This window comes from Streptomyces sp. NPDC051907 (genome assembly GCF_040681075.1).
In the GTDB taxonomy this organism is placed as follows: Bacteria; Actinomycetota; Actinomycetes; order Streptomycetales; family Streptomycetaceae; genus Streptomyces.
The window spans coordinates 1-25,010 of sequence record NZ_JBFAYB010000024.1; the positions used below are offsets into that span (position 1 = coordinate 1).

Annotated in this window: 23 protein-coding genes and 5 pseudogenes; 10 read left to right on the forward strand and 18 right to left on the reverse strand. The window is 69.0% G+C overall.

Going from position 1 to position 25,010, the window contains the following annotated elements; all coding sequences use genetic code 11:
• Both AB0M39_RS15545 and AB0M39_RS15550 read right to left on the reverse strand, forming a co-directional pair.
• A pseudogene (locus AB0M39_RS15545) lies at positions 1-191 on the reverse strand (ribonuclease BN); the annotation flags it as partial.
• Between the two features lie 115 nt (positions 192-306).
• A complete protein-coding gene (locus tag AB0M39_RS15550; RefSeq protein ID WP_365364366.1) occupies positions 307-480 on the reverse strand; it encodes a CsbD family protein in 174 nt (57 codons plus the stop codon).
• Between the two features lie 449 nt (positions 481-929).
• Here AB0M39_RS15550 and ppk2 point away from each other — a divergent pair, with 449 nt between their 5' ends.
• Positions 930-1,877, forward strand: a complete 948-nt coding sequence (gene ppk2, locus AB0M39_RS15555) for a polyphosphate kinase 2 (protein WP_365364368.1) — start codon at positions 930-932, stop codon at positions 1,875-1,877.
• 180 nt (positions 1,878-2,057) lie between these two features.
• Here ppk2 and AB0M39_RS15560 read toward each other — a convergent pair whose 3' ends face one another.
• Positions 2,058-3,242, reverse strand: a complete 1,185-nt coding sequence (locus AB0M39_RS15560) for a fused response regulator/phosphatase (RefSeq protein ID WP_365364370.1) — start codon at positions 3,240-3,242, stop codon at positions 2,058-2,060.
• Positions 3,239-4,846, reverse strand: a complete 1,608-nt coding sequence (locus AB0M39_RS15565; RefSeq protein WP_365364372.1) for an ATP-binding protein — start codon at positions 4,844-4,846, stop codon at positions 3,239-3,241. Before AB0M39_RS15565 ends, AB0M39_RS15560 begins: the two co-directional genes overlap by 4 nt.
• A 113-nt stretch (positions 4,847-4,959) precedes the next feature.
• Between AB0M39_RS15565 and AB0M39_RS15570 the strand changes: the two genes are divergently transcribed.
• The gene (locus AB0M39_RS15570) at positions 4,960-5,733 is read left to right on the forward strand and encodes a response regulator (protein WP_365364374.1); all 774 of its coding nucleotides are present in this window, start codon (positions 4,960-4,962) and stop codon (positions 5,731-5,733) included.
• Between the two features lie 824 nt (positions 5,734-6,557).
• On the opposite strand, the gene AB0M39_RS15575 is transcribed toward AB0M39_RS15570, so the two are convergent.
• The 3 genes from AB0M39_RS15575 to AB0M39_RS15585 form a co-directional block, all read right to left on the reverse strand.
• Entirely contained in the window at positions 6,558-7,244 is a 687-nt protein-coding gene (locus AB0M39_RS15575) for an NPCBM/NEW2 domain-containing protein (protein ID WP_365364376.1), read from the reverse strand.
• Positions 7,245-7,294: 50 nt separating this feature from the next.
• On the reverse strand, positions 7,295-7,678 hold the full coding sequence (locus AB0M39_RS15580; RefSeq protein WP_365364378.1) for a hypothetical protein: 384 nt from the start codon (positions 7,676-7,678) through the stop codon (positions 7,295-7,297).
• Positions 7,679-7,775: 97 nt separating this feature from the next.
• Positions 7,776-8,156, reverse strand: a complete 381-nt coding sequence (locus tag AB0M39_RS15585; RefSeq protein WP_365364380.1) for a hypothetical protein — start codon at positions 8,154-8,156, stop codon at positions 7,776-7,778.
• Between the two features lie 291 nt (positions 8,157-8,447).
• Here AB0M39_RS15585 and AB0M39_RS15590 point away from each other — a divergent pair.
• The 4 genes and pseudogenes from AB0M39_RS15590 to AB0M39_RS15605 all read left to right on the forward strand — a co-directional run.
• Positions 8,448-8,728 (forward strand): annotated as a pseudogene (locus AB0M39_RS15590) (transposase); the annotation flags it as partial.
• Between the two features lie 30 nt (positions 8,729-8,758).
• On the forward strand, positions 8,759-9,559 hold the full coding sequence (locus AB0M39_RS15595; protein WP_365364382.1) for an alpha/beta hydrolase: 801 nt from the start codon (positions 8,759-8,761) through the stop codon (positions 9,557-9,559).
• A 419-nt stretch (positions 9,560-9,978) separates the two neighbouring features.
• A pseudogene (locus AB0M39_RS15600) lies at positions 9,979-10,273 on the forward strand (transposase); the annotation flags it as partial.
• Positions 10,274-10,382: 109 nt separating this feature from the next.
• Positions 10,383-10,733, forward strand: a pseudogene (locus tag AB0M39_RS15605) (transposase); the annotation flags it as partial.
• A gap of 133 nt (positions 10,734-10,866) precedes the next feature.
• On the opposite strand, the pseudogene AB0M39_RS15610 reads toward AB0M39_RS15605, so the two are convergent.
• The 3 genes and pseudogenes from AB0M39_RS15610 to AB0M39_RS15620 form a co-directional block, all read right to left on the reverse strand.
• Positions 10,867-11,019: pseudogene (locus tag AB0M39_RS15610) on the reverse strand (IS110 family transposase); the annotation flags it as partial.
• A gap of 102 nt (positions 11,020-11,121) precedes the next feature.
• Entirely contained in the window at positions 11,122-12,021 is a 900-nt protein-coding gene (locus AB0M39_RS15615; protein WP_365364384.1) for a MerR family transcriptional regulator, read from the reverse strand.
• A 184-nt stretch (positions 12,022-12,205) separates the two neighbouring features.
• Positions 12,206-13,099, reverse strand: a complete 894-nt coding sequence (locus tag AB0M39_RS15620) for an NAD(P)H-binding protein (RefSeq protein WP_365364386.1) — start codon at positions 13,097-13,099, stop codon at positions 12,206-12,208.
• A 103-nt stretch (positions 13,100-13,202) separates the two neighbouring features.
• Here AB0M39_RS15620 and AB0M39_RS15625 point away from each other — a divergent pair, with 103 nt between their 5' ends.
• The gene (locus AB0M39_RS15625) at positions 13,203-14,156 is read left to right on the forward strand and encodes a LysR family transcriptional regulator (protein ID WP_365364388.1); all 954 of its coding nucleotides are present in this window, start codon (positions 13,203-13,205) and stop codon (positions 14,154-14,156) included.
• A 303-nt stretch (positions 14,157-14,459) separates the two neighbouring features.
• Here the strand turns inward: AB0M39_RS15625 and AB0M39_RS15630 are convergent, their stop codons facing one another.
• Complete coding sequence (locus AB0M39_RS15630; RefSeq protein WP_365364533.1) at positions 14,460-15,473, reverse strand: LPO_1073/Vpar_1526 family protein; 1,014 nt, start codon at positions 15,471-15,473, stop codon at positions 14,460-14,462.
• Between the two features lie 693 nt (positions 15,474-16,166).
• On the opposite strand from AB0M39_RS15630, the gene AB0M39_RS15635 reads away from it, so the two are divergent.
• Positions 16,167-16,448 carry a hypothetical protein gene (locus AB0M39_RS15635; protein ID WP_365364390.1) on the forward strand — a complete coding sequence of 94 codons (282 nt, stop codon included), beginning with the start codon at positions 16,167-16,169 and terminating at the stop codon, positions 16,446-16,448.
• 41 nt (positions 16,449-16,489) lie between these two features.
• Here AB0M39_RS15635 and AB0M39_RS15640 read toward each other — a convergent pair whose 3' ends face one another.
• The 4 genes from AB0M39_RS15640 to AB0M39_RS15655 all read right to left on the reverse strand — a co-directional run bounded on the left by AB0M39_RS15640 (position 16,490) and on the right by AB0M39_RS15655 (position 18,489).
• Entirely contained in the window at positions 16,490-16,933 is a 444-nt protein-coding gene (locus tag AB0M39_RS15640) for a hypothetical protein (protein WP_365364392.1), read from the reverse strand.
• Positions 16,934-17,233: 300 nt separating this feature from the next.
• Positions 17,234-17,503, reverse strand: a complete 270-nt coding sequence (locus AB0M39_RS15645; protein ID WP_365364394.1) for a hypothetical protein — start codon at positions 17,501-17,503, stop codon at positions 17,234-17,236.
• Positions 17,504-17,825: 322 nt separating this feature from the next.
• The gene (locus AB0M39_RS15650; RefSeq protein ID WP_365364396.1) at positions 17,826-18,203 is read right to left on the reverse strand and encodes a nuclear transport factor 2 family protein; all 378 of its coding nucleotides are present in this window, start codon (positions 18,201-18,203) and stop codon (positions 17,826-17,828) included.
• A gap of 88 nt (positions 18,204-18,291) precedes the next feature.
• A complete protein-coding gene (locus tag AB0M39_RS15655; RefSeq protein WP_365364398.1) occupies positions 18,292-18,489 on the reverse strand; it encodes a hypothetical protein in 198 nt (65 codons plus the stop codon).
• A gap of 729 nt (positions 18,490-19,218) precedes the next feature.
• Here AB0M39_RS15655 and AB0M39_RS15660 point away from each other — a divergent pair.
• Positions 19,219-20,805 (forward strand): molybdopterin-dependent oxidoreductase, encoded by a 1,587-nt coding sequence (locus AB0M39_RS15660; RefSeq protein WP_365364400.1) that lies wholly within the window; start codon positions 19,219-19,221, stop codon positions 20,803-20,805.
• An 88-nt stretch (positions 20,806-20,893) separates the two neighbouring features.
• Positions 20,894-21,544, forward strand: a complete 651-nt coding sequence (locus tag AB0M39_RS15665) for a fasciclin domain-containing protein (RefSeq protein ID WP_365364402.1) — start codon at positions 20,894-20,896, stop codon at positions 21,542-21,544.
• Between the two features lie 220 nt (positions 21,545-21,764).
• Here the strand turns inward: AB0M39_RS15665 and AB0M39_RS15670 are convergent, their stop codons facing one another.
• From AB0M39_RS15670 to AB0M39_RS15680, 3 genes are all read right to left on the reverse strand, one after another.
• A complete protein-coding gene (locus tag AB0M39_RS15670) occupies positions 21,765-22,601 on the reverse strand; it encodes an alpha-L-glutamate ligase (RefSeq protein ID WP_365364404.1) in 837 nt (278 codons plus the stop codon).
• Positions 22,598-23,554 (reverse strand): hypothetical protein, encoded by a 957-nt coding sequence (locus AB0M39_RS15675; RefSeq protein WP_365364406.1) that lies wholly within the window; start codon positions 23,552-23,554, stop codon positions 22,598-22,600. The genes AB0M39_RS15670 and AB0M39_RS15675 overlap by 4 nt, the downstream gene beginning before the upstream one ends.
• A 146-nt stretch (positions 23,555-23,700) precedes the next feature.
• Positions 23,701-24,909 carry a molybdopterin molybdotransferase MoeA gene (locus AB0M39_RS15680; RefSeq protein ID WP_365364408.1) on the reverse strand — a complete coding sequence of 403 codons (1,209 nt, stop codon included), beginning with the start codon at positions 24,907-24,909 and terminating at the stop codon, positions 23,701-23,703.
• Positions 24,910-25,010 lie beyond the last annotated feature (101 nt).

The following is a 25,010-nucleotide window of genomic DNA, read 5'->3' on the forward strand; positions in this document are numbered from 1 at the left end:
ACGCCGTAGTAGGTCAGAGCGGCGGCGCGGTCGCCGAGGTCATCGCCGGCGACCTCCTTCATGGTGCGCCTCAGCACGGCCCACCAGGACTTCCCGGCCATGTCCGTGGGGTTCTCCGGGGCTGCCGCGCCTGCCGGAGCATGTGCCGCCCGCCTTCCGCGCGGATCCTGCTTGCGGTTAGTGGATTCCATGGGATGCGCGTATCCGCATTCTCTGCCGTGAACCCGACTTCAGGCTGCGTGATTCGCCCGATGCCCAACAAAAGAAAGGGCCCCGCGTGAAGCGGGGCCCTCTCTGCAGTCTGCATTAGCGCTTGAAGGCATCCTTGGTCTTCTCCTTGGCCTCCCGGGCGTCCCCCGTCTTCTTTTCCGCCCGCCCTTCGGCAGCCATGCGGTCGTTTCCGGTGGCGCTTCCCAGCGTTTCCTTGATCTTTCCCTTGGCTTGCTCAGTCTTCGCCTTGGCCTTCTCGCTGGCAGTCATGAACGCCTCCTCATGGCTTCGAAGTCTTTTTCGCTGTGAGTGGCGACTGCCCGGGCTCTCACTTCATAAACAGATCATCGCTGCCAGCTCTGCCGCGTCGATGGGCGGTCCGGCCGGGATTTGCATGGGCCTCTGACCTGATGCACGACCGACGCGACGTTGTGCTGGCGCGGCATCGTCGCGGTGCATGGCCTGGAAGGTCAGTTCCGGCGGATCCGGAACCGCAGGGAGCAGCGAAGGGCGGGCGGGCTGAGTCGGCAGGAGACGCCCCGCGGAGATCCTGCGCTGCTGGGACGCCGACCGAGTGCGTATTGCGGTGATGCTGCCTCTGCTGCGAGCCCCGTGGCGCCCGACGGGCTCGCACGGAGGCCCTGGGACTGCCGCGCGAGAAGCGGCGACCCGGCGGGAGAATGGTGGAATGATGTGTCGCGCTGGACAGGAGGCCAGGTGTGGGTGAGGAAAGAGACCTGCTGGCGGGGCTGAGCGTGGACAGCAGGCGACCTGAGCAGCCGGTCCTGCTGGACGGCCAGGGAAGGCCTATCCGTACATGGCAGGAGAACTATCCCTACGCCCGTAAGGTGCCCAGAGGAGAGTACGAGCGGGCTAAGCGGATCTTGCAGATCGAATTGTTGAAACTGCAGCGATGGGTCAGGGACACGGGTGCGCGCCTGATCGTCATCTGCGAAGGTCGTGATGCCGCCGGAAAGGGCGGGACGATCCAGCGCTTCACCGAACGCCTCAACCCGCGCGGGGCCCGTGTCGTGGCACTCGACAAGCCCACCGAGCGTGAGGCCGGACAGTGGTACTTCCAGCGCTACGTGGCCCATCTGCCCGGCCCTGGCGAGATCGTCTTCTTCGACCGGTCCTGGTACAACCGGGCGGGCGTGGAGAAGGTCATGGGGTTCTGCACGGCCGAGCAGTACGACCTCTTCCTCAGCCAATGCCCCGCGTTCGAGCGAATGCTGGTAGAGGAGGGCATCTGCCTGGTGAAGTTCTGGTTCTCCGTCTCCCAGGCCGAGCAGCGCACTCGGTTCGCGATCCGCCAGGTCGACCCGGTCCGTCAATGGAAGCTTTCCCCCACTGACATCGCCTCACTGGACCTGTGGGATGCCTACACGCAGGCCAAGGTCGCCATGTTCCGTGCCACGGACACCGTCGAGGCGCCCTGGACCGTGGTCAAGAGCAACGACAAACGGCGCGCCCGGCTCGAGGCCATCCGCCACCTCCTCACCCGCGTCGACTACGCCAGTAAGGACCCCGAAGCTGTCGGTAAACCCGACCCGTTGATCATCGGCGCGGCCGACACCCTCCTCGAACCCGGAGAAGAGGACGCCGCGCTGTCCCCCACGCCGCTGGCCCACAAGCCCGCTGGCCCCGGTCAGCACCCACCCGTCTGAACCTGGGCCTGCCGAGGACAATCCCGAGCAGGCGAACGGTCGCGGCGATGGTGCAAGGACAAGATTGAGCCGTGCATGACTGCGGCTGCAGATCACCCTGCCCAGGGACAAGGTGATCTGCAGCCGCAGGCGCCCGCCGTGCCTATGCGTGCTGATCCGCTGACCTGCGCCCTGGAGCTGTCACTCGTGGTTCCAGTCGAGCCGTAGGACGGCGAGGTCGTCGGTGTGGCGTCCGGTGTTCAGTGCCTGGGTCTCTTTGATGAGGCGGTCGACGTGAGCGGCGGGGTCGGTCGGCGGCAGGTCGCGGATGAGCGCGAGGAGTCCTTCGACGCCGAGCCGCTCGGTGCTCGAGCCGTTGTGGCCTTCGGTGAGGCCGTCGGTGTAGAGGGTCAGGGCTCCGGTGGCCGGCAGCGGGACCGCTGTGGCGGGCCAGCTGCCGAGCTCCGGGGCGATGCCCAGGGCCATTCCGTGTGCGGCGGCCAGTTCCCGGGTGCCTGCGGGGGTGGTGAGGAGGGGTTCGTGGTGGCCGGCGAGGTAGAGCGTGGCCCTGTTTGTCTTCTGGTCGAGGCTGAGGAGGGTGCAGGTCGCGAACAGGGGCTGCGCGCCGCGTTCGGCAATCAGGATGCGTTCCATCAGGTGGAGGAGGTCGGGGCCGCGGTGTCCGCCGAGGACGAGGGAGCGCCAGGCGATCCGCATACAGACGCCGGCCGCCGCGGCGTCGGGGCCGTGTCCGCTGACATCGCCGACCACCGCGTGCAGCAGCCCGTCGTCGTCTTCGACGACGTCGAGGAAGTCCCCTCCCAGCAGAGCCAGCTCGGTGCTGGGCAGGTATCGGCTGGTCACTGTGATGGTGGAGGTGTCGAGGAGGGGTTGGGGCAGCAGGCCGCGTTCCAGGCGGGCGTTCTCCTCGGCACGCAGACGGGCTTTCTGGGCGTCGGCCGTCGTGCGTTCGGTCTGGCTGCGGTAGACGGCGTAGCGGATCGTTCGGTGCAGCAGGTCTGCGTCGACCCTGCCTTTGACGAGGTAGTCCTGAGCGCCGGCAGCCATCGCCTCAGCCCCGGCCTGTGACTCGGACAGGCCGGTCAGGACGATCACCGCGGTATGGGGGGCGAGGTCCCGGACGGCGGCGATCGCCTCGGTACCCGAGACATCGGGAAGGTGCAGGTCCAGCAGGATGCAGTCGACCGGGTGGGAGGCGAGTCGGGCGCGGGCCTCGGCGAGGGTCGTCCTCGTGGCCAGCTCGAACCGCAGCCCCGTGTCGTCCAGGAGCTCCTCGACCAGCAAGGCGTCCCCTTGGTCGTCCTCGATGAGCAGAACGCGGTAAAGGGGTTCCGCTGCAAGGGTGTCCGTCGCCGTGGAGCTCATGTCGCCTGCCCCGTGTCGGCGCGGGTCACTTCCGGCAGCGTGGACGGGCCAGCGGCCGGTGGGGGTTCGCAGGCGAGGGTGAACGTGATGCGGGCGCCCCCTTGGTACTCCGGGTCGACGGCAATGGTCCCGCCGTGGAACTCGACGATCTTCTTGCACATGGCGAGACCGATCCCGCTGCCGTTGTAGGCGTCCTTGGTGTGCAGCCGCTGGAAGATCACGAACACCTTGTCGGCGTACTCGGGCGCGATGCCGATCCCGTTGTCGGTGACGGCGAACCGCCACAGCGCGTCTTCCTGCGTCGCGGAGACGTGAATCCTCGGGGTCTGGTCGGGGCGGCGGAACTTGACGGCGTTGCCGATCAGGTTCTGCCACAGCATGCCCATCTGCGTGGGGTCGGCGACGAGGCTCGGCAACGGATCGTGAGTGATCACCGCCTGCGACTCCTCGATGCTCACGCTCAGGGCGGACAGGGTCTGCTTCAGCACCGAGCCGAGTTCGACGCTCTTCAGCTCAGAGTGGACGCGGCCCACCCGGGAGAAGTCGAGGAGGTCGTTGATGAGGATCTGCATGCGGTTGGCGCCGTCGACCGCGTAGTCGATGTACTGATCCGCCCGGGCATCGAGCTGTCCGCCGTAGCGACGCTGAAGGAGCTGGGTGAAGCTGGAGACCTTGCGCAGCGGCTCCTGGAGATCATGGGAGGCCACGTATGCGAACTGTTCCAGCTCGGCATTCGAACGCTGAAGGTCGGCGGCTTGGGCGTCGAGCCGCAGCCGCGACTCCTCGGTGAACGCCAACTCCCGTACCAGCCGACGGCGCATGACGTCGATCTCACCGCTGAGGCGCCGCAGGTCCGCGGGCCCGGTCGGGTTGATGGGGTGGTCGAAGTCTCCGCCGGCGATGGTACGGGCGGCTGCCCCGAGCTGCTCCAGGGGCGTGGTGATGCCGCGGCGCAGTGCCTCGACGACCAGCGCCGCGAGGACGGCGATGACGAGCGCGATAGCGGCGAACACCCAGTTCCGCAGCCTCATCGTGGCCGACAGGTCTTCCACCGCCTGTGCCCGGTCCTCGCGTAGTCGCTCCTGCTGAGTGCTCAGGGCGCCGCGGACCGCGTCGAAGGCTTCCTTCGCCTCGGCGGCGCGTTCGGCGGTCAGGCGAGAGGGAGTCCCGGCGGGGGAGGCGGCGATCGGTCGGGCGATCCTCTCCTGCCAGGCCTCCGCGGCGTCCTGCACGATCTTCAGGTCCTTCAGTCCGGCCGCGTCGCCGTGGAGAAGGTCCGCCAGGCTTGCGGTGGACGTTGCCTGGTCGGCGAGCCCGCTCCGGTAGGGGGCGAGGAATTCGGGCGTACCGGTGAGCCCGTAGCCGCGGATGCCGGTCTCCTGGTTCAGCAGCGCCGATTCCAGGCGCAACGACGTGCTCAGGGCGGGGGATTGCACATTCACGAGGTCGTCGCTGAGCGATGTCGTACGCTCCAGCACCCATGCCCCCGTCGACCCGAGCAGCGCCAGGACCGTCAGCGACACGGCCACCCCAACGCGCAGCCACCGCCGGGTCGTCCACGAGGAAAACGCCCGCGCACGGGGCAGTCTCTCGTTCCTGCTCACCCTCTGCATCCCTCCGCTGCGACGGCCGCCTTCAAAGGGCGCAGTGCACACTGTAGAGGGCGTTCGACAACGCTGGTTGTCGCGAGACTGGATCAGGTCCTAAAGTGCCAGGTATGCCTGGCAAGAACTTCGTTCTGCGGACCACCCCCGATGAGACGGCCGCAGCTGCCGAAGCGGCGGTCGGACAGCTCGCGAGGCGTCTTGCCCTGCAGCTACTGGAGGATCCCTCGCCCTCGTCGAGAAGCGGACCGGCGCAGGCCCTGACTCTCCTGCACCTGCTGGACCACCTCCAGCAGGCCGCCGAACGCCTCCAGCGGGAAGCGGCGGCGGCCGCCGCCCGCACGGGAGCCCGGTATCCGCAGATCGGCGCTGCCTGCGGCATGACCCGCCAGGGCGCCCGGCGCCGCTGGCCAGGACTCGTCAATCACTCCACCGAAGCACCCACGGAGCATCCGATGATGACCACCCCCGCCCGCCCCTTCGACGTCCTCCTCGTCGAGGACGACATGGCCGACGCCATGCTCATCGAGGAAGCCCTTTCCGAGCGCGGGGGCCGCAACCTGGTTCAGGTCACCGACGGAGTCGCCGCTCTTGAACACCTGCGCACCCCTGGCAGTGTGCGCCCCGACCTCATCGTCCTGGACCTCAACATGCCCCGGATGAACGGCCGGGACCTGCTCAAGGTCCTGAAGACCGATGACGACCTGCAGACCATCCCGGTCGTGGTCCTCACGACCTCCTCGGCGCCCGACGACGTCGTCGGCGCTTACAGCAGCCACGCCAACGCGTACGTGACCAAGCCGGTCAACCTGGAGGAGTTCGAACAGGCCGTCCAGAGCATCGACGCCTTCTACTTCGACACCGCAGCCCGCCCCCGCCACGCCTGAGACCACGGTCGGGGCCTTGTCCGACAGGGCCGTCGCTCGAGGAGGCCGGGTGGGCGAACCGGCGGACGAAGGCGAGGGCGGTGTCGGCGACCTTGCGCCAGCCGTGGTCGATGGTCAGGGAGTGGCCGCGTTGACCAAGATCTGGAGAGTCGGCAGGACCGACAGGCGATTGTGCTCCCGGCTTGCCCTGCCCTGCTGGACCGAGACGACGAACGAAGCAGAAGCGATGGCCGTGGCGCAGATAGCAGTGACTGTATTGGCATCCATTCTGAAGTCCCTCCTCCTGGGGAGGACTTATTCTCACCCGGTACGGTTGCTTTACCTGGCGTGTCTGCCGCCCCGGCCTTGGCTGCACGGCTCACAAGCAGGCACTTGACCGGAGTTACGTGATGCCGTGATCAGGGCGGGCCACGGCGGGCCTTCAGGTGCAGTGGCGGGGCGGCCGGCCAGCACGTAGCCACGATACTCATCACCCGCCATGGACTGGTTTACCCACCGTTCGCGTACTGCTCCGATTCAAGTCTCGGCAGCGTCCAACGCGGCAAGGGGGTGGTTCGTGGTTGCCAAGGGGAGGCCGAACTCATCTTCCCCGACGTCGAACAGCGGCGGCAGCGATCACCGGGAGTCGGCAGATGACGGGTCGCGTGAAGTGATCGCTGAACTTGTCGCTGACTCCACATTGCATGAAGGACTGCGCGGTCTTCGACACCATGCCCGGACTAATCGGCCCGTTCGATGACTACCAGCCCGATGCAGGAGACGGACGAGCCTCCGCGGGACGAATCCTCCGCAGGGGGAAGGGCTGAGCCGCTCTCTCTTGATGCTCAGGATCGCAGGACAGCGTCTGCGAGTGCCACAACGACCCCGTCGCCATTGCAGTACCCCGAATCGCTGATGTCGGGGGCGATGAGGAGTTTGACGACGTTGGAGACGTCCACCGTCACACTCTGGGGGTGGTTGATCTCCAGCATGACGTTCTTGCGTTCCGTCTCATCGCCGAAAATCGACAACTTTCCGGGCGTTGCTACCCCATTGTCGTCGAGCCCCACCGTCAAGGTGAGCGTCTTGTAGCGTTCGTTGATGCTGTACTCGACGCTGGTATTGCAAGCGAGGGAAAAGGTCATGGCGTTTGAGTAGGTTTTGCCTTTCAGTGTGGCGGAGCGCAGCTTGATTCTCTCGTCGTAGGGGTCGTTGATTGGGGTGAGGTCTCGCAGCGCGACCTCACCCGTCGGCAACGGAGCGGGACTGGAAGGCGTCGCGGTGTCGCCCGTGTCGAGGGGTGGCGGCGCCGTAACGGTGGCGGTCTCCGTGACCGTCACGGTCCTGGCAGTAGGCGAGTTGACCACGGCTGGCAATCCGAAGAAGCCGAGCAGCAGACCGATAACGGCGGTTACGGCAGAGACGAGGGCTGCGACCTCGCCCAGGCGCCGGGGCGTGGGCGCAGGCCCGGGGCCCGGCGGCTGCGGCGGTAACGGCGGAATCCCGTCGCCCGGCGGTGGTGATGAACTCACGGAACGGCCCTCCTGCACGCTTAGGTGGAGTGGAAGGGCATTAAACCCGATCAATTGGACGCGGCACCAGAGGTCAAGATTTCCTCGGCCAGCGCGGAGAGCAGGTGGACCCCGCTCTGGTCCCCGTCGGAGACGACGAAAACCCTCACCGCGCGGTGTCCGTCAGCAGCCGCACGCAGCGCTGCTCCCCGTTTCGCCGGCAGCCCGTTGAATCCGCTGCCCGAATACACAGGCACGCCGGACGGGTCGGCGACAGCGACAAGCTGAGGAACCATCCCGGCTGTCTCGCAGACGATCTCCAGCCGCACTGGCTGGCCGGCCTGCGGCTGGACAGCGGACGAGATCCAGACCGGCGTGGCTCGGCTGCCACAGGATCTCGAGATCCGCAGTGGGGTGGCGGCCTGGAATCGGGCCGCCTCGAACGCCGCGTGCATGGATCCGGCCGCGCAGCAACTCCCCATCCTTGTCCATGTGTCCCAGCCTCCCAGCCGCCACCGACAGCCGAGGCCGTCGCCAGGCACCGGCCAGCGCCTACGGCGGCGCTCCCCCGCCCGTCGCGTCCCAGCCCTCCAGGGAGGCGGCGAGGGCGCGGCGTTGCGCTTCTTCGCGAGCAACCTGCCGGGCGAGGACGTCGCGGTCGACGTACGGGGCGACGGCGGCAAGGATCCGGCGCTGGAGTTCGGCCGGCTCCAGGGCCTCCACCTCCCACTGCACCGGATGGCGGAGGTCGAAGTCGTAGCGCTCGGCGAAGGCCGGCCACCTCGGGGCGCCCTGCTTGCCCTCGGCCGCGGGCAGTTCGTAGGCGCGGACCTGGTCGTAGGTCAGCAGCACACGCTCAGTCCGGCTCCAGCAGCCGGTGCGCGCCACCCAGTCCCGCTTGACGTCCTTGCCGATGCCTCTCCGGGGCGCCATGAGCGTGCGACTGGAGTTCACGCAGCTCAGAAGCGGTCGAGACGACCACAGCGGGCGCAACAGGTGGGGTGCACGAGGCTCGCCTCAGACACACGCGCCAGCAACAACCTGTTTCGCGTGGCCCCGGGCCGTCACCGGAGGTCGGCCCTGTCCGGCCTGTCCGAGCTGAAGGCGCCCGGCGCAGCGAGACCGCCGCCGGCACCGTCCGATCGGCCATGCCCACACCCGCGAGCACTGGCTCAGACCACCTTGAGACACACCTGGAGCGGTCAAGAAGATCACCGGTGCCAGGACCAGCTGCTGGCGTTCTACGACTTCCCTGCTGAGCACTGGATCCACCTGCGCACCACGAACCCCGTCGAGTCGACCTTCTCCACCGTCCGGCTGCGGACCAAGGACACCCGCGGTGCCGGCTCCCGCACCGCCGCCCTGGCCATGGTCTTCAAGCTCGTCGAGTCCGCCCAGCAACGGTAGCGGGCCGTGAACGCACCCCACCTCGTGCCCTCGTCCGGGCAGGTGCCCGCTTCGAACGCGGTCAGCTCGTCGAACGCCCCGAGGCGGTTGCGGCATGATCAAGGCCAGCCGATTTCCTGGGGGCCGACGTGGCATGGTCTGAACACGTGGTGGTGCGAGACGGCATCCGGCTTGCCTGCCGGGACTGGGGCGGGCCCGGACAGCCCATCGTGTTGCTGCACGGCCTGGCCGGTCACGCGGGTGAATGGGACGTGCTGGCACGGAAGTTGAGCCCCGGATACCGGGTCGTCGCCCTCGACCAGCGCGGGCACGGCGCCAGCGAGCGCCACCCGTGCGACGTCTCCCGCGCCTCCTACGTCGCCGACGTCATCGCCGTTGTCGATCAGCTGGCGCTGCAGCGGCCCGCTCTGGTCGGCCAGTCGCTGGGCGGGCAGACGGCCATGCTCACCGCCGCCGCGCATCCCGGACTCGTCCGCGCGCTCGTGCTCGTCGAGGCCGGCTCCGGCGGTCCGAACCCGAACGGCCCCGTGGACGTCGGCGAATGGCTCGACTCGTGGCCGACACCGTTTCCCTCACGCGAAGCGGCAGCCGCCTTCCTCGGCGGCGGACCGGTCGGCGCAGGCTGGGCGGCCGGGCTGGAAGAACGCGACGGTGGATGGTGGCCTCGCTTCGACCGGGACGTGATGGTCCGCTCGCTGACGGAGAACGCCCAGCGTTCCTTCCGGCAGGAGTGGGGGCAGGTCGCATGCCCCACCCTGGTCGTCCTGGCGCAATCCAGCTTCATCCCTGCGCAGGAAGCCGACGAGATGCTCCGGCAGCGACCGGCCACCATGGCCATGAGCATCCCCGGCACTGGCCACGACCTGCACCTGGAACAGCCTGGGATCCTGCACACCACGCTCTCGAACTTCCTCGAGGGCCTCGCCTGAAACTCCTGCACGGTCACAACGACACCTAAAGTCAGACCCCGCACATGACCATCGATCCACAGATCTTGACCATTACTCCGGGTGGCGACCAGCCCTTGTGCGCACGACGACAGGCTCGCCCTCGAGCCTGTCCCGATGCCTCAGTGGACCGGCCAACTGATCGCGTGGGCCGGGATGACCACGGAAGCCTGAACGCGCCGCTTGCCTTCGGTGGGGCTTCGCCGTTTGCTCGACTGTGCTTGCGCGCATGAAGCCCTCGCCGAGCCGTCGTTCCCGCGCCCGCGGGGTAACTCGATCGACGCCGCCATGTCGGCCGTGCTCGCCTAGGACTTGTCCGTTCGATCATGTGACTGCGCTGTGTCCAGGTCGTTGTTCCGGGAACAGGGCGGGGTGATCTGAACGATGCCGAGTGGGAACAGCTGAGATCGTTCCTACCGGTGAGCAACGGGCGTTGTGGCCGGTGGCGTCACCACCGGCAGGTGATCGACGGGATTCTGCACCGGGTGCGGACCGGGGTGCAGTGGCGTGACCTGACCGAACGGTTCGGCCCGTGGAAGACCGTCTATGAACGGCACCGGCTGTGGTCCGCCGACGGCACCTGGGAACGACTTCTCCAGCGGGTCCAGGCCGAGGCCGACGCAGCAGGCGAGATCGACTGGGACGTCTCAGCCGACTCCACGATCGTGCGCGCATCAGCACGCGGCCAGCGCCCGCACCGATCCGCCTTCGGCCCTGTTTCAAAGTGGGCCGAAGCGGCAGAACACCAGGACGAGACGCCGTGGCAGAGCCTTCACGGCCGGCTGGTGGAGGTGGTGCAGGAGGTGAGGGCCTGGGCCGCTCGCGGGGCGGGTTCACCGCCAAGCTCCACCTGAGCGCGGACGGCCGCTGCCGCCCGCTGTCCCTGGTGGTGACACCTGGACAGCGGGCGGAATGCGCGCAGTTCAAGCCCGTGCTGGAGAACATCCGTGTGCCCCGGCCGGGGCTGGGCAGGCCACGCAAGAAGCCGGACAGCGTCGCGGCCGACAAGGCGTACAGCAACGGCCCGTGCCGCGACTACCTGCGGCGAAGGGGCATCCGGCACACGATCCCGGAGAAGCCCGACAGCCAGGCCGCCCGCCTGCGGAGGGGATCGCGCGGCGGACGTCCACCCGGCTTCGACCAAGAGCGGTACAAGACTCTCCCGGGAGCTGGCAAGTCGCACATGCCTAACGTGCCTTCGCTCCAGGCGGCTTCAAGTTCCGGGATCGTTTAGATCGCCAGGTGTGCAGCGGCGCCGTTCGGGAACTCGGCGCATCGTCAGTGCCGCGGGCCAGGGACGGGATGGCGACGTCGGGGGTGCCGGTGCCCCGGACGATGACGGTCTGCTCGTCGAGCGCGTTGAAGACGTCGTCGATCAGCCGCTAAGCCATGCGTGGAGCCTCGTACCGGATCACCCCAATGAGCCTGCGGCGTCCTGCCTTCGCATGGAACGAGCGACGGCCCCCTCTCGTTGAGAACCCCACCCCCTCGCCCGGACATCCCTCACCGCGCATCACTTGTCAGGCGCAGCTCAGGAGCGCCATTCAGTCGCGGGTGGCGAGTTCCTGGGCCAGTTCCGCGCACCGTACTCGGGCCGGGGAGAAGTCGTGGGGCAGCTTGGCGACCGCCTCGAACGCGCTCATGCCACCATCCTTGGCATCCGGCTCCGGTGTGTCTTCGGCGCCCTCGGGGTGAGCGGTGTCCAGGGCGTCGAGGAGGGCTGCTTCCTCCTCTGCGATCCCCGACTCTTCGATCGCCGTCATCAGGGTCTTCTCGAAGGCGTGGCGCTGGGCGGCCGTTTTGGCGACGCGTGGGTCGTCGACGGCGACGGTCTCGTCGAGTGCTTCCTCGGCGGTGTCCACGCGGTCGGACTCGGCCCGAAGTTCGGGATGGGTGGCCAGCGCGATGAACCGGGATGCCTGCACGGCCGCGCCGAGAGGACCGAAGATCCGCTCGGTGACGAGCAGGGTGTCCAGGTCCGCCTGGCGCAGCGAGCCCTCGGGAAGACTCTTCAGACGGCCGGTGACTGCCTTGGAGAGCAGGCCCATCCGGCTGCCCTCGGCACGCATCCGCTGCACACGGGCCCGCTGGCGGGCAAGCTCCGCCTCCTGGGCGGTGAGAGCCTCCTCCAGCCGGGCCAGGGTGGCCCCCATGCCGTCCCCTTCGCTCTCGCCGGTCCCGGCCGCGGTCTCGGTCCCGGCCGCGGTGGTGGTGAAGGCGTCACGGATGTCGTCCAGGGCGATTCCCGCGTCGGCCATCTTCCGGATCCACAGCAGCCGGACCACGTCCTGGAAGCCGTAGCGGCGGCGGCCGTCGCCGCCCCGTCCGGGCTCGGGGATCAGGCCCATGTCGTGGTAGTGCCGGATCGCCCGCGGTGTCGTGCCCACCAGGGCCGCCACGTCACCGATCTTGGCCTGACGCGACACGAAGAAGGACATGGGCATCAGTGAAGGACCTTTCACAAAGAACGAGGACACTCCACCTGACCACATGACGCTACGGCAGGTGCAAACCTGCACCTGCCCCCGCACGTCGACCCCGGTTTCCTGGTCCGTTCCCACTCGGACCCCGTCCCTCACCGAGGAGTACGTGCGTGGACCGGCCCTCCTCGCCGACGGGTGGTGGGCTTCAGGAGAAGACGGCGGGCCTGAGGGTCCGGGCGCACCACTGCTCGAAGCCGGTGGGGGAGGCGGTGTCCGGGGTGCGGGCGACGCCGGCGTCCAGGCCCTGGTCCTTGGCTCGCTTCATGTCGACGATGCCCCGGACGAACGACTCGGTGAGGCCGTGGCCGACGAGGGCGGTGTGCAGTTCGTCGAGCGGCTGGCGTTCGTAGCGGACGGGTCGGCCGAGCTGTTCGGTCATGATGCGGGCCAGGTCGTTGGGGGACAGGTCCTGCGGCCCGAGGACCGGGACGCTGTCGGTGCCGGTCCACGAGCGGTCCAGCAGCAGGCCGGCGGCCACGGCCGCGATGTCGGCGGCGGCGACGAGCGGAGCCTTGCGGTCGGCGTCGGCGGTGTCGGAGAAGACGCCCTTCTCGCGGATCGAGTCGGACTCCTCCAGGAGGTTCTCGAAGAAGGACGGGTTGGCCAGGGCCCGGTAGGCGGCGCCGCTGTCGGCGATGAGGTCGTCCAGGGCGTGGGTGGCGGTGACGAGGCCGGCCCGGTCGGCGAGCGGGGTGCCGCGGCCGAGGGCGGAGACGCCGACGACATGGCCGACGCCGTGGGCGGTGAGCGCCCTCACGGCGGGTCCGCTGAAGCCGCTGTAGGCGTCCCGCGGGGTCGGGGCGGGGATCGGGGGTACGAGCCAGAAGACGGCGTCCGCACCCTCGAAGGCCCGGTCGACGACCTCGGCGTCCGCGTGCGAGCCGGCGATCACCTCGACGCGTCCGCGCGCTGCGTCCGGAAGCCGGGCGGGGTCGCGCACGACTACGCGCAGTTCCTCGCCTGCGGCAGGGGCGGACTCCAGGAGCCGGGAGAGCAGGTGACGGCCGATGTTCCCGGTGGGAGCGGTAATGACGATCATGAAAACCTCGCAGGTCGCGCTGGTCGGTACGCCCCTCATCCTGCTGAGGACCCCAGTGCTGCCACAATGGGAACATTGGCATGGAATCATTGACGGAAATGGAATGATGCTGGTGAACAGCCTGGATTCGGCCCTCGACGCCAACCTGGCCATCGCGCTGGACGCCCTGCTGGCCGAGCACAGCGTCACCCGGGCCGCCGCCCGCCTGCACACCTCGCCCGCCGCCATGAGCCGCACCCTCGCCCGCCTGCGCCGCACCCTGCAGGACCCGCTGCTGGTCCGGGCCGGGCAGACCATGGTCCCCACCCCGCGCGCCCTGGCCCTGCGCGAGGAAGCCGCAGCCGTGGTGCAGCGCCTCGGAGCCCTGCTCAGCCCCGATGCCGGCGTCGACCCCGCTGCTTTGCGCAGCACCTTCACCCTTCAGACCGCCGACCTGGTCGGCGCGGCACTGGCCCCCGGACTGCTGCGCCTGGCCGAGCAGGAGGCGCCGGGGGTCTCGTTCCGGCTCCGGGCCGAGGAGTTGGAGGCCGGCCCGGCCCTGCGCGACGGCCGGATCGACCTGGAGGTCGGGTCCATCGACCACGTGGACCCCGAAACGAGGGTCGAGGAACTGGTCAGCCTGCGCATGATGGCGGCCGTCCGGCCCGGCCATCCGCTGTCCGAAGGACCCCTGACCCCGGCCCGGTTCGCCGCCGCCCAGCACGTCGCGGTCAGCCGCCGTGGCCGGTTCACCGGCCCCCTCGACACCGCCCTGGCCGAGCAGAACCTTCATCGGCGGGTCGGCATCGTCCTCCCCGGCCACCTGGCCGCCATGACCCTCGCCGCGCGCAGCGACATCGTCTGCCTCGTCCCCGCCGCACTCCCCGGGGCCGCCCCCTCACCCCTCACCGGTGACGCCATCGCCCTCGGACTGCACCTCCTGGAGATCCCCCTGGCGCTGCCGCCCGTGACCGTCGGCATGGCCTGGCACCCCCGCCACGCAGCCGACAGGGCCCACCACTGGCTCCGCAACGCCGTCCGCCGAACCCTGTGCACACCCGAGAGTCCAGCCGCATGAGTCGACCTGGCGCGGCGCATGACCGGGCCTGAACCGGCCCGGTCGGTGCTGGTGAAGATCGCGGCCCGTGAGCAGGACCGGCCACCGAGGCCGAGCAGGTCGGCGCAGCCCGATGAACTCGCCGCCCTGCTAAGCGAGTTGGGGTGGGGGTGGAGTACCAGCAGGATCGTCCGTGCGCTCGCCGCCGACCGCTGTGCCGCCCTCGGCTGGTGCGCCGGGACGCGGGCGGCGGCGGGGCCTCGAGGTATGAGTGGTGTGATCGTGCGGGTCGAGCGAGTCGTCGACGGAGGTGCTGGAGGAGTTCTAGGAGAGCCAGAAATCCAGAGTGCCCACCAATTCTCCCTTGGTTACTCTGGATATGTTTGCGTGGCCGATGGCGGTACCGACAGCAGTGTTGGCGCGGTGCGAAAGCCCCAGAGTCTCATTCCAATACCTTACGCTGTCCAGATCCTCGCTGTAATCTGCGATCTCCTGGCAGACTCTCTGGCCGCTCAACTTTTTCCTGAGCGCACTCTCTAATTCAGACTCGTGATCGAGAAGGTCGTGATCGATCAATAGTTGGTGCAGATCATCTCGGTCTGTCGCTGAGACCTGGAATTTTCCTGGATCTCTAGGACTGGCCATCACGGCCGAGGTGTTTTTGAGCTTTTTGAGTATGTGGTGGGGCCCCGCGAGCGGTTTCCCTTCCAGGTCGACGGGGAAGTCGTTGACATCGATAGGCTCGGCAAACAGACCCGGATACGTTTCCCACAGGAACTCCAGCAACCGGTTCCCTCCACCCAGTGTGACGCAACCGAGAGCTTCCAGGTAGTGCACATCGGCATCCTTGAGAGCGTTCATCTGTCGCGTGAACGGAACCAGGCAGCGGACCAGGTTCTCATAAACCTGCTCGTGATGGGTCATTCGGGGGAATTTGAGCTGCTGGAACGCGAAGACTGAACTCAGGGCGGCGAAATGCACATCGGTTAGTCTCTGGGCGGTCTGTATTGCGGCACTCAGAGTCAGGCTGACGATCGTCCGCTCCGGCCTTGCCGTTCGGTCGACCAAAAGATCCGTCAGTACCTCACGAAGGTCCCTGTCTCCGCTCCTCGCGAACCCCGCTTGCGCCTCTAAGATGTCCGACTGAATCCCCGGATCCTCGATGTTGCGAATCGATCCCGGTTCCCGGTCGTGAAGTTCTTTCAGGTAATTCTCGGCGAACTCTTCGGCGCGCCCCGTTGCCACCCTGTAGGCATTTTGTGACAGCTTGGAAAAATTTTCCCTGAAGACATCCATGGCGATGGCTTTGGCGTCGCTATAGCTGACTCCGTATTGCACTACCTGGGCTTGAATATTCGTGGAGCCGTCCCCGCCCTGTTGATTCTGCCGCCGAATCAACTGTCGCTCCCCGGGCTGCTGCCGAACGTGATGTTCCCACCGCTTTGAAGATTGGTGGAATTGTCTCCGCTTCTTTGGGTCTGGCGCGGCGGCCCGTCACCTGTCACAGCCCGACGGGCCGGCATGAGCTGGTACACGGCTACGGCCAACGATCCGATGCCCGTCAGGGCGCTCACGATGCTGGAGAGCTTGTCCGCTCGATCCAGCCCCAGGTAGACGCTGAGAGCAAGGCAGGTGAGTCCGAGCACTGCAGTCGTGCACGTCAGTATGGTCCGTCGCGCTCCGGTCATTCCAACAGTGTGAGTCATTCAGGCGCGGACTGCACGGGTTCGGCATGCAATATCGCCCTTTCTCGCGGTGAGTTGGAGTCGGGCGCTACCGAGTGAACCTGACACAAGGGCATGTCAATAGGCGGTTGAGACTGAGGGGTGCAGGAGTGACGTAGCACCACTCCATCGATCTGCTGAGCTCGCCGCGGGGCAATGGAGACGTGCCCCGCAGGCGAGTCATGCCAACGTCAGTCGCTGCTTGAAGAAGTGCGGCGCCTGTTGAACCACACACCCGCACCGAGTCCGAGCAGGGCTACGACGCGGCAATCTCCTTGGCGTCCGGGAGCTGCTTGACCTTGATCGTGTGCTCGGCTTCGACGCCGAGCTTGAGGGCGGGGCCGACACACCGAGACGGCAACTGCGGCGCGACGCGGCGATCCGACTCGTCCAGATGGCCACCGGCCGCACCCGCCGCTCCGCCGCCCTCTATCTAGGAATCCCCCTGGGATCGCTGCAGTGCGCCAACGTCAGCATCCGCTCCTGGCAGAAGGAACCAGGCAATGCCGTGACGTACCAGAATGCCCTTCGCCGCGTCGCCGAGATCGCTATCGCCGAAGGCGACCCGCGAGGTGCCTTGGCCAGGTGACGGCGTCTCCGTGATGGGGCGGGTATTGACGGTCCGCCCACTCACGAAGTTCGGCGGACAAAGTGTGCGGCGGCGTCCTGTAGCGCGTTGTGGGCGCTGATGGCGATCGAGCGAGCTGTTGGTAGGTCGTCTGGGACATCGCCGAGCGTGAATGAGGTGGTGAGAAGCACGTCGGCGAGGTCCAAGATCCGCTGGTCACTGACTGTGAGGCGAACGGCGACCATGGCCTTGGTTACCTTCGCCCGCACCTCGTATCGCATGGCTCGCGCTTCCAGTGGTTCATCGAGCCCGAGCTCGCGCATCGTTTGTTTCAAGTACTGATGCGCCCGATAGTCAGTCGCGGCCCCCAGTAAGGACGAGAGCGCCTCTACTGCATCTTGGCGTCGGCGTTCGCGCCGGAGAGTGCGATGGATCAGATACTGCATCAATCCGGCTACGACCGCGCCAAGAAGAGCAGCAGCGGCGGCGATTATCGCTGTGGCCATGAGGTCTCCCGAGAGGCTTCGGAACGCGGCGAGGTGAGGGAAAGGCCCGCGGGCGCGGGGGCTGCGGCGAGACCTGCCCGCCCGCCGACCTGTGCCAAGCCTCGTCAACACCCCTGCCATGCAAACCAGCGGACTTCTGCTGCCGGTTCCGGCTCTCGCCGGGCTCTTCCCGGCGTCGGCGGGTGCCGGGAGACGGCGATATCCGGTGAGGACGGCAGGGGCGGCGGGGTTCCTGCTGAAGGGCGAGGGACCGTACCCCAGAAGAGCCGACCGGCAGGCAGAAGCACCCCGACCGACCTTTCATCGCCGCCGCACCTGGCCGCGCCGCTCGCCGAGCCGGTGCCCTGGCTGGGTGACTTCGCCGGGCATCTCGCCGACCGGCACTGCGTCGGACGTGCCTGCACCATGATCAGCACGCTGGGCAGGCTGCTGGCCGACGAACACCCAAACCACCCCCAAGCCCTGCTGGACCGTGCCCGCCGCCCCGGCCGCTCGATGGGCTCCCTTGCCCGCGCGCTCGAAGGCTTCTTCATCCAGCGCGGCCTCGCCCTTCCCACCGATCAGGAGCATCGGCTCGCCCCGGACGCCATCGGCACCGCATCGACGCGACCCCGGTTCCGTTGCGACCGCAGGTTGAGGCGTTCGCGGAATCCATGCTGCGAGCACGCGAGCGCGCCAGGAAGGCCGGCACCCTGCCTCGCACCGACAGCCCGCTTAGTGAACAGCACGCGTTTCAGGGCCACGAGAAAAGTAACGGGGCGAGTCTCGGCGGCCTGGCTGACCGAACTGCTCCACCGGAACGGGTTCCGGTGGAAACGGACCCTGCTCATACGGGCACCGTAGGACCGGCAGCCGGCCTACGACAGGCGCACGGACGGTTAAGGCGAGCGGCCTATATCCGCTGCACGTACGCAGCCCGCCATTCCGGCGACGGGTCCGCACCCACCTCGGTCCAGTACTCCCGCCCACCCACGATCCTGCCGTCCCGAACGGTCCAGAACGACGCCACGCGGTGGACCCCCATGGCGTCGTGCGGGACCTCCACCTCAGAGACCACTGCCTCGCCGTCCGCCACGATCCGCAGCACCCGAATCGACCACCCCTCCGGATACTCCGCATTGATGCTCACGAAGTTGCCGCGACCCACGATCCGCTCTCCACTCACGGGCCACTCCACCACCAGGTCATCGGCCAGCAACTCACCTAGCCCCTCCCAGTCCCGGGCCTGCATGCGGTCCCACAAGGCTTCAACGATCTTCGAAGACTCCACGGCCGCATCCTGACAGGCCCCACTGACAACACCCGGTCCGTGATGCCGGATAGCCGCTGGCGACAGCAAGGACCATGCTGGGGTTCCGTCAACATCCGGCCATCCCCTCGACTCGTTCCGCAGTCCCCGGCTCCTCGGTGTCTCCCTGGGCCGGAGCGGGCCAGGCCGCGAGCTGGAAGCGCGCCGGGCGGTCTTCGTGCCGTCCGACTCGGCATTCGTCGCCGGCCTTGCCCAGGGCCTTGTGCATCCGGGTGAGGAACCGGTCGTACTGCTCATGCCAGATCACGGACGAACCCGCGTCCGCGTACGCGTCGGTTCTGATTCCAAGATCAGCGCGGGCGGTTCGGGGAAGGGCTCGAAGCTAGCGAGTGGATTCGTCATGCGGCAGCCGCCTCCTCACGGCTGGCCCACGCGGCTGCATGGGCTTTCGCCTGGTTCTACTTCGCGGTCGCCTCGCGCGAACGCTCCGCCTCGTTGGCCGCTCGCAGGTCGCGGACGTGACTTTGGATCTCGGCCCAGGATTCCCAGGTCCACATGCCGTCGAGCCGGGTGACGACAGGGGGGGAGGTTGTCCGCGAGCACCAAGGCGTGGCCTTCGGGCAGAGCCCTGATCTCGTCGCCACGCAGGACCGGTTCCAGAGCCATGTGCGTGAGTGGACCCGCGGGAGGCGGTTGCGGGGATCGGACGATGCCAACCGGCAGCGGGGAGCCAGCTGGTCGTGGACGGTGGTGTCCGGGGGGCTGGTCATCGTCGCGACTGGTGTCCTGATCGACGCACTCCCAGCGCGCCTGTTCCTCGTCCCCGCCCTCATCGTCGGCCTCGGTCACCGGACCACGCGGCCCACCATCCTGCCCCGGGATTCCGCCTCTGAGCTCCCTCTTCCTCCGCCCGGCCGTGAGGTCGCGGACCAGGCTGCCGTACGGGCGGTCCCGGTCCGCGAGCCCTGAACCCTCCCGGCACGGCGTGCTCACTCGTTCGGGTGACAGGGCCAATCCGCCGGGTCGGCGCCGCCGAATGCCGGGTGTGAACAGCTTCCGCAACACCGTCACCCGGGCCTGTCTCGGGGCACTGTCCGGCCTGCTGGCCGGGTTCACCGCGCTTGCGGTGGCCGAGCCGGTCGCCAGCCTGGTGCGGCCCGCGGCCGGACCGGTGACGGTGGTCGGGGGAGCGGTCATCGACCGCACCCCGGCCGCAGTGAAGGACTTCGCGATCCGCACGTTCGGAGAGAACGACAAGTTCGTCCTCCAGCTCGGCATCCTCGTCCTGCTGGGTCTGTTCGCGATCGTCCTGGGCGTCCTCGCGCTGCGGTACCGCAGGGTGGGGGCGGCAGGGGTTCTGGTGTTCGGGATCGTCGGTGGGGCCGCCGCACTGAGTCGGCCCGACAGCGCGGGTATCGCGGACGTCCTGCCCTCCGTGGTCGGCGCGGCAACGGGCGCTGCGGTGCTCTATGCCCTGGCGGGCAAGGCCAACTTCGCCGGCTCGGCCACGCGTCACGAGGCCGCCGCGGGCGGCTGGAGTCGGCGCGGATTCCTCGCCGCCGCCACCGCCACCGCGGCCGCGGCGACCACCGCCGGGGTGCTGGGCCGGGTGCTGTCCGGGCAGCGAGGCCGGGGCGCCGTCGCCTCCCGCGCCGCCCTCGCCCTGCCCGCACCCGCCTCGCCAGCACCCGCGCTGGCCGCGGGCGTCCAGCTCAAAGCCCCCGGCATCAGCGCGTTCACCACGCCGAACCGGGACTTCTACCGCGTCGACACGGCCCTCGTCGTACCCAGGGTCGACGCCGGAACCTGGCGGCTGCGGATCCACGGCAAGGGAGTGTCCCGGCCCCGCACCTACACCCTCGACCAGCTCCTGTCCCGCCCGCTGATCGAACGGGACATCACCCTGACCTGCGTCTCGAACGAGGTCGGCGGCCCCTACCTCGGCAACGCCCGCTGGCTCGGCGTACGCCTGGCCGATCTCCTCGCCGAGTGCGGGGTGAGACCGCCGTCGAAGGGCGGCACCGCCGATCAGCTGGTGGCCCGTTCCGTGGACGGCATGACGCTCGGCTCCCCGGTCGAGGACGTCATGGACGGACGCGACGCGATGCTCGCGGTCGGCATGAACGGCGAACCGCTTCCCTTCGACCACGGGTTCCCCGTCCGCATGCTCGTCCCCGGCCTCTACGGCTACGTCTCGGCGTGCAAGTGGATCGAGGACATCGAGCTCACTGCCTTCGACGCCTACGACCCCTACTGGGTCAAACGGAAGTGGGCCCGGAAGGCCCCGATCAAGTCCCAGTCCCGTATCGACACCCCCAAACCGTTCTCCCGCCCCGTCGCTGGAACCGTCGCCGTCGCCGGCGTCGCATGGGCCCAACGCCGCGGCATCACCCGCGTCGAGGTCCGCATCGACGAAGGCCCCTGGCAGGACACCGACCTCGCAGCCCAGGCCGGCGCCGACACCTGGCGCCAGTGGTCGTACCCCTGGCAGGCCACCCCGGGCGGACACACGATCACCGTCCGCGCCACCGACGGCGCCGGTGAAGTGCAGACCGAGGAACGCGCCCGGACCATCCCCGACGGAGCGAGCGGCTGGCACAGCGTCTTCGTCACCGTCGCATAGGACCACCGGACCGGCCGCCAGGCCGACCCGGCAGCACCACCGAACGTTTCACCAACCCCAGATCGACCGATTCCAGGAGCGAACAATCATGAACAGCATGCGGATCCGCCGTACCGCGCTCGCCGTCGCCGCCGCGGCGGTGCTGCCCTTCTCGCTGGCCGCCTGCTCGGACTCCGGCAGCGACGCCAAGGCATCGCCCACCGCGGCCGCCGAGGACGCGGCCAAGATCGGCGAGAGGTCCCCGGCAAGCGACGGCACGACGAGCGACAAGCCGTTCGGCCCGGCGTGCGCCGGCGTCCCCGCCGAGGGGGCGGGCTCGTTCGACGGCATGGCCAAGGACCCGGTCGCCACGGCCGCCTCCAACAACCCGGCCCTGTCCACCCTGGTGGCCGCCGTCAAGCAGGCCGGCCTGGTCGACACCCTCAACAACGCCAAGGACATCACCGTCTTCGCACCCACCAACGACGCCTTCGCCAAGATCCCGAAGGCCGACCTGGACAAGGTCCTCGCCGACAAGGAGCAGCTGACCAAGATCCTCACCTACCACGTCGTCGGCCAGAAGCTCACCCCGAAGCAGCTGGAGAGCGGCAGCTTCGAGACCCTGCAGAAGGGCATGGTCACCACGAGCGGCTCGGACGAGGCCTACAAGGTCAACGACACCGCCACGGTGGTCTGCGGCAACGTCAGGACCGCCAACGCCAACGTGTACATCATCGACACCGTCCTGATGCCCAAGTAGCCCGCAGGCGCCGTTCGGCGCGGGGACTCGTGTGGGAACGAGCACAACAACCGGTGGCCCGGCATCCTCCGAGATCGGAGGATGCCGGGCCACCGGCCATGGGCTTCGCGTCCGCACCGTGCCGCTGCGCCCCCGCCAATTCGGGTGCACCGGTGCCCGGTCAGCCCTCGCAGGGCATCCAGCGCGGTGCCTGCCATGGGGCGCGAAGCGTCGCCCTGCCCTACTCCGCGCGCACCCCAGCCACCCGCCGCGTGCTTGCAGTCGACGACCGGTTGGCTCTGCGCAGGGTCAGTGCCGCCAGGGCCTGCGGAGCGCCGGACTGGCCCCGGACGCCGGGGAACGCGTTTATGTCCACGATCAGCGGGGCGCCGTCGCCCCTGTCGATGATGTCCACGCCGTAGACGTCCAGTTCGAAGACCTCGCCGACCCGGCGTACCAAGGCAGGCCAGCCAGGCGGCAGGTCATCGGGGGCGAGCGGCAGTGTGGGGCCCCGCCCCTCGGGCGAGAGCTCGGAACGGCGCAGTGCGGCGAAGAGCTGGTCTCCGACCGCCCATAGCTTGTGGTCCCACCCGCTGTTCGGCGCGAAATCCTGGACTACGACCGGCTCCTGTGGCCACGCGCCGGCCAGCTCCCGCAGTTGTGTGCCGTTGTCGAGGCGGGCCACCAGGTCGTGTCTTCGGCTGTGGCGGCTCTTGACCACCACGGGCCCGGGGAGCGGTGGGCCGGACGCCAGTTGAGCGAGCCTGGTGAAGGTGCGGGTGCTCGCGAACGGGAGGCCGGCCCTGCGGGCCTGTTCCGCCATCGCCGTACGGTCCTGGCACAGTGCCGTCGCCGCAGCCGAGTTCATCACCGGGGCGCCGCGCTGCTCCAGGTCGCGGGCGAGGGCCAGGGCACGTGGTGTACGCGACTTCAGCAGGTAGACGTCGGCGAGCGGCTCGGCGGGTCCCTCCACCGTTCTCGGGTCCAGCGTCTCCACTTGATGCTCGGGGGTGAGCAGAGCGACGGTGGCGGCCAGCAGCGGATGGCCCGGCTCGGGCGTGATCAGGCCGATCCTCAACGGCTCTCACCCGCCGCCGCAGGAATCTGCGCCATAGCCGGGACCTGCACAGGGTGCGGGCCGGGCGTCAACGACGACGCGTCGACCACGTCGGGGTGTTCCGACCGACAGGTGGGGGGCGGCGTGGCTGCGGCGGACGCGCTGCCTGTGCGGGCCAGCCCGAGCACGGCTCTTGCCACCCTCGCCGCCGCGTCCGGGACCTGACGGAAGCTCGGGAAGTCGTTCACGTCGACGACCACAGGGCCGTCCGGACCCAGCAGTACGTCCACGCCGTACAGGTCGAGGCCGTAGACCGCCCCGACCTGGGCGACTATCGAGGCCACCTCGGCCGACAGCGGCACGCGGCGTTCGGGCACCGAGCGGTCCGGGTGCAGCGGGGAGCGGCGCTCGGTCGCGTACAGCTCGCCGCCGACGCAGTACACCTTGACGTCGATGCCCGAGTTGGTCACATACGGCTGGGCGATGAGCATGCCCTCCCTCGCCAGCTCGGGGACCATCGCGGCGAGCCGATCCGGCGATGACACCAGGTACACGGCCCGCCCCGAGCTGCCGTCGGCGGGCTTGACCACCAGCGGATACTCCGACGCCGGTATCTCCGCCAGCAGCTCCGGCCGCGCAGCCGCGTAGGTCGGCGGCAGAGGAAGACCACGGCTGCGACCGATCGCCGCGGCCAGCGCCTTGTCCCGTACACCTCGTATCGACCGGGCGTCGTTGACCGTCGTCATCCCGGTCGAGGCCGCGGCTTCGAGCAAGGTGAGCCCTGGGCCGCCGGAGACTGTCTTGAGGACCCACGCGTCATGGCTGCCCGCCCGCACCGCGTCGGTCATGCGCAGCAGGGAGCCGCCCGGCCGCAGCACGTCCACCTGGTGCCCCCAGGAGGTCAGCTGACGGATCACCTCAATCGGCATGCCGTCATGGCGGTAGTGCTCCTCCACCAGGAAGCAGAGCCTCATCGATCTTCCCCGTAACCCCCGGACGTCCGCCGATCTCATCCGGCGAGTTATGACGTCACAGGATGTCATGGACCGCCATGCGGTGATCTCCCCGGGCTGTCAGACTGGTTCGTTCCCCGCGCCGCAGACGCTCCGTGTTGGACGCTTCAGCCCGCGAGCAGGATGAGAGGCGCCGGGCGGCCGGGCCGCCAGTCGGGGGCCACGGCGGCGAGGGCGTCGGCGAGGGCCGCGCCGTGCAGGAACGCGGGTCGGTGTCCGCCGACGGGCCGGGCGGCAGCGCCGTCCCAGGCGACCGGGATCAGCCGGGTGCGGCCGGGAGCGGTGTGGATGTCACCGGTGAGCGGGATGCGGGGCAGGGCCGACAGGGGGCGTCCGGTGAGACCCGCGAGGAGCGGGGCGAGCAGGGTGTGGACGGCTACGAGGGCGGCGTACGGGTTGCCGGGCAGGCCCACGACCCAGTGACCGTCCGGGAGTTGGGCCAGGAGCTGAGGGTGTCCGGGGCGGCAGGCCACCGCGTCGACCACCCAGCGGGCGTCCGCGTCGGCCAGCAGCATCCGCAGCTGGTCGGTGGCGCCGACGGAGGTGGAGCCGGTCACCACGGTCACGTCCGCGCCGTCGTAGGGCAGGGTGTGCACGGCGGCGGCGAGAGAACCGGTGGGCCGGTCCGCGATGTGGTGGACGTCGGTGGTCTCGCCGCCCAGCGCCTGGACGAGGGGCGGCAGGAGCGGGCCGAGGGCGTCGCGTACCTGGCCGGGGGAGGGTCGGCCGGAGTGGGTCAGTTCGTCGCCGGTGACCAGAATCCGGACCCGAGGGCGGAGTCGTACCGGAAGCGTGTCGCGGCCGCAGGCGGCAGCCAAGCCGAGCAGCGCGGGACCGATACGGGCGCCGGCCGGGGCCAGGGGCGCGCCGGCCGGGGCGTCCTCGCCGGCGCGGCGGATGTGCTTGCCGTCGGCCGGGGCCGGGCCGTGCACGAGGGCGCCTGCCCGTGCGGTGTGCTCCAGCGGGAGCACGGCGTGCGCTCCTGCCGGGACATGCGCGCCGGTCGAGATCTCGGCCGCCTCGCCGACGGTCAGCGGCCCGCCCGTCCAGGCTCCGCCCGCGCGCACCACGCCCCGTACTCGCCAGGGCCCGGCGCCGGGGCCGACCGCGTAGCCGTCCATGGCGGCGGTTTCGAAGCCCGGCATCGGCTGCGGGGTGCGCAGGACGTCGGCCAGGGTCAGCCCCGCTGCCCGCGCGAGCGGAACATGCCGGGCGGGCAGCGGGGACGGCACCGCGTGGGCGCGTTCGCGTGCGCTCTCCCACGGCAGGTCGCGGCAGGGTGCGGGCGGCGCGGGTGCGGTGGCGAGGACGGTCATGGTGACCACCGTGCTGCCGCCGCTTTACCGCGGGCAGCGTGCCGGGTTGCCGACGTGACACGGGGTCTTCACGTCGGCGCCTACCGGTGTGTGAGGTTCAG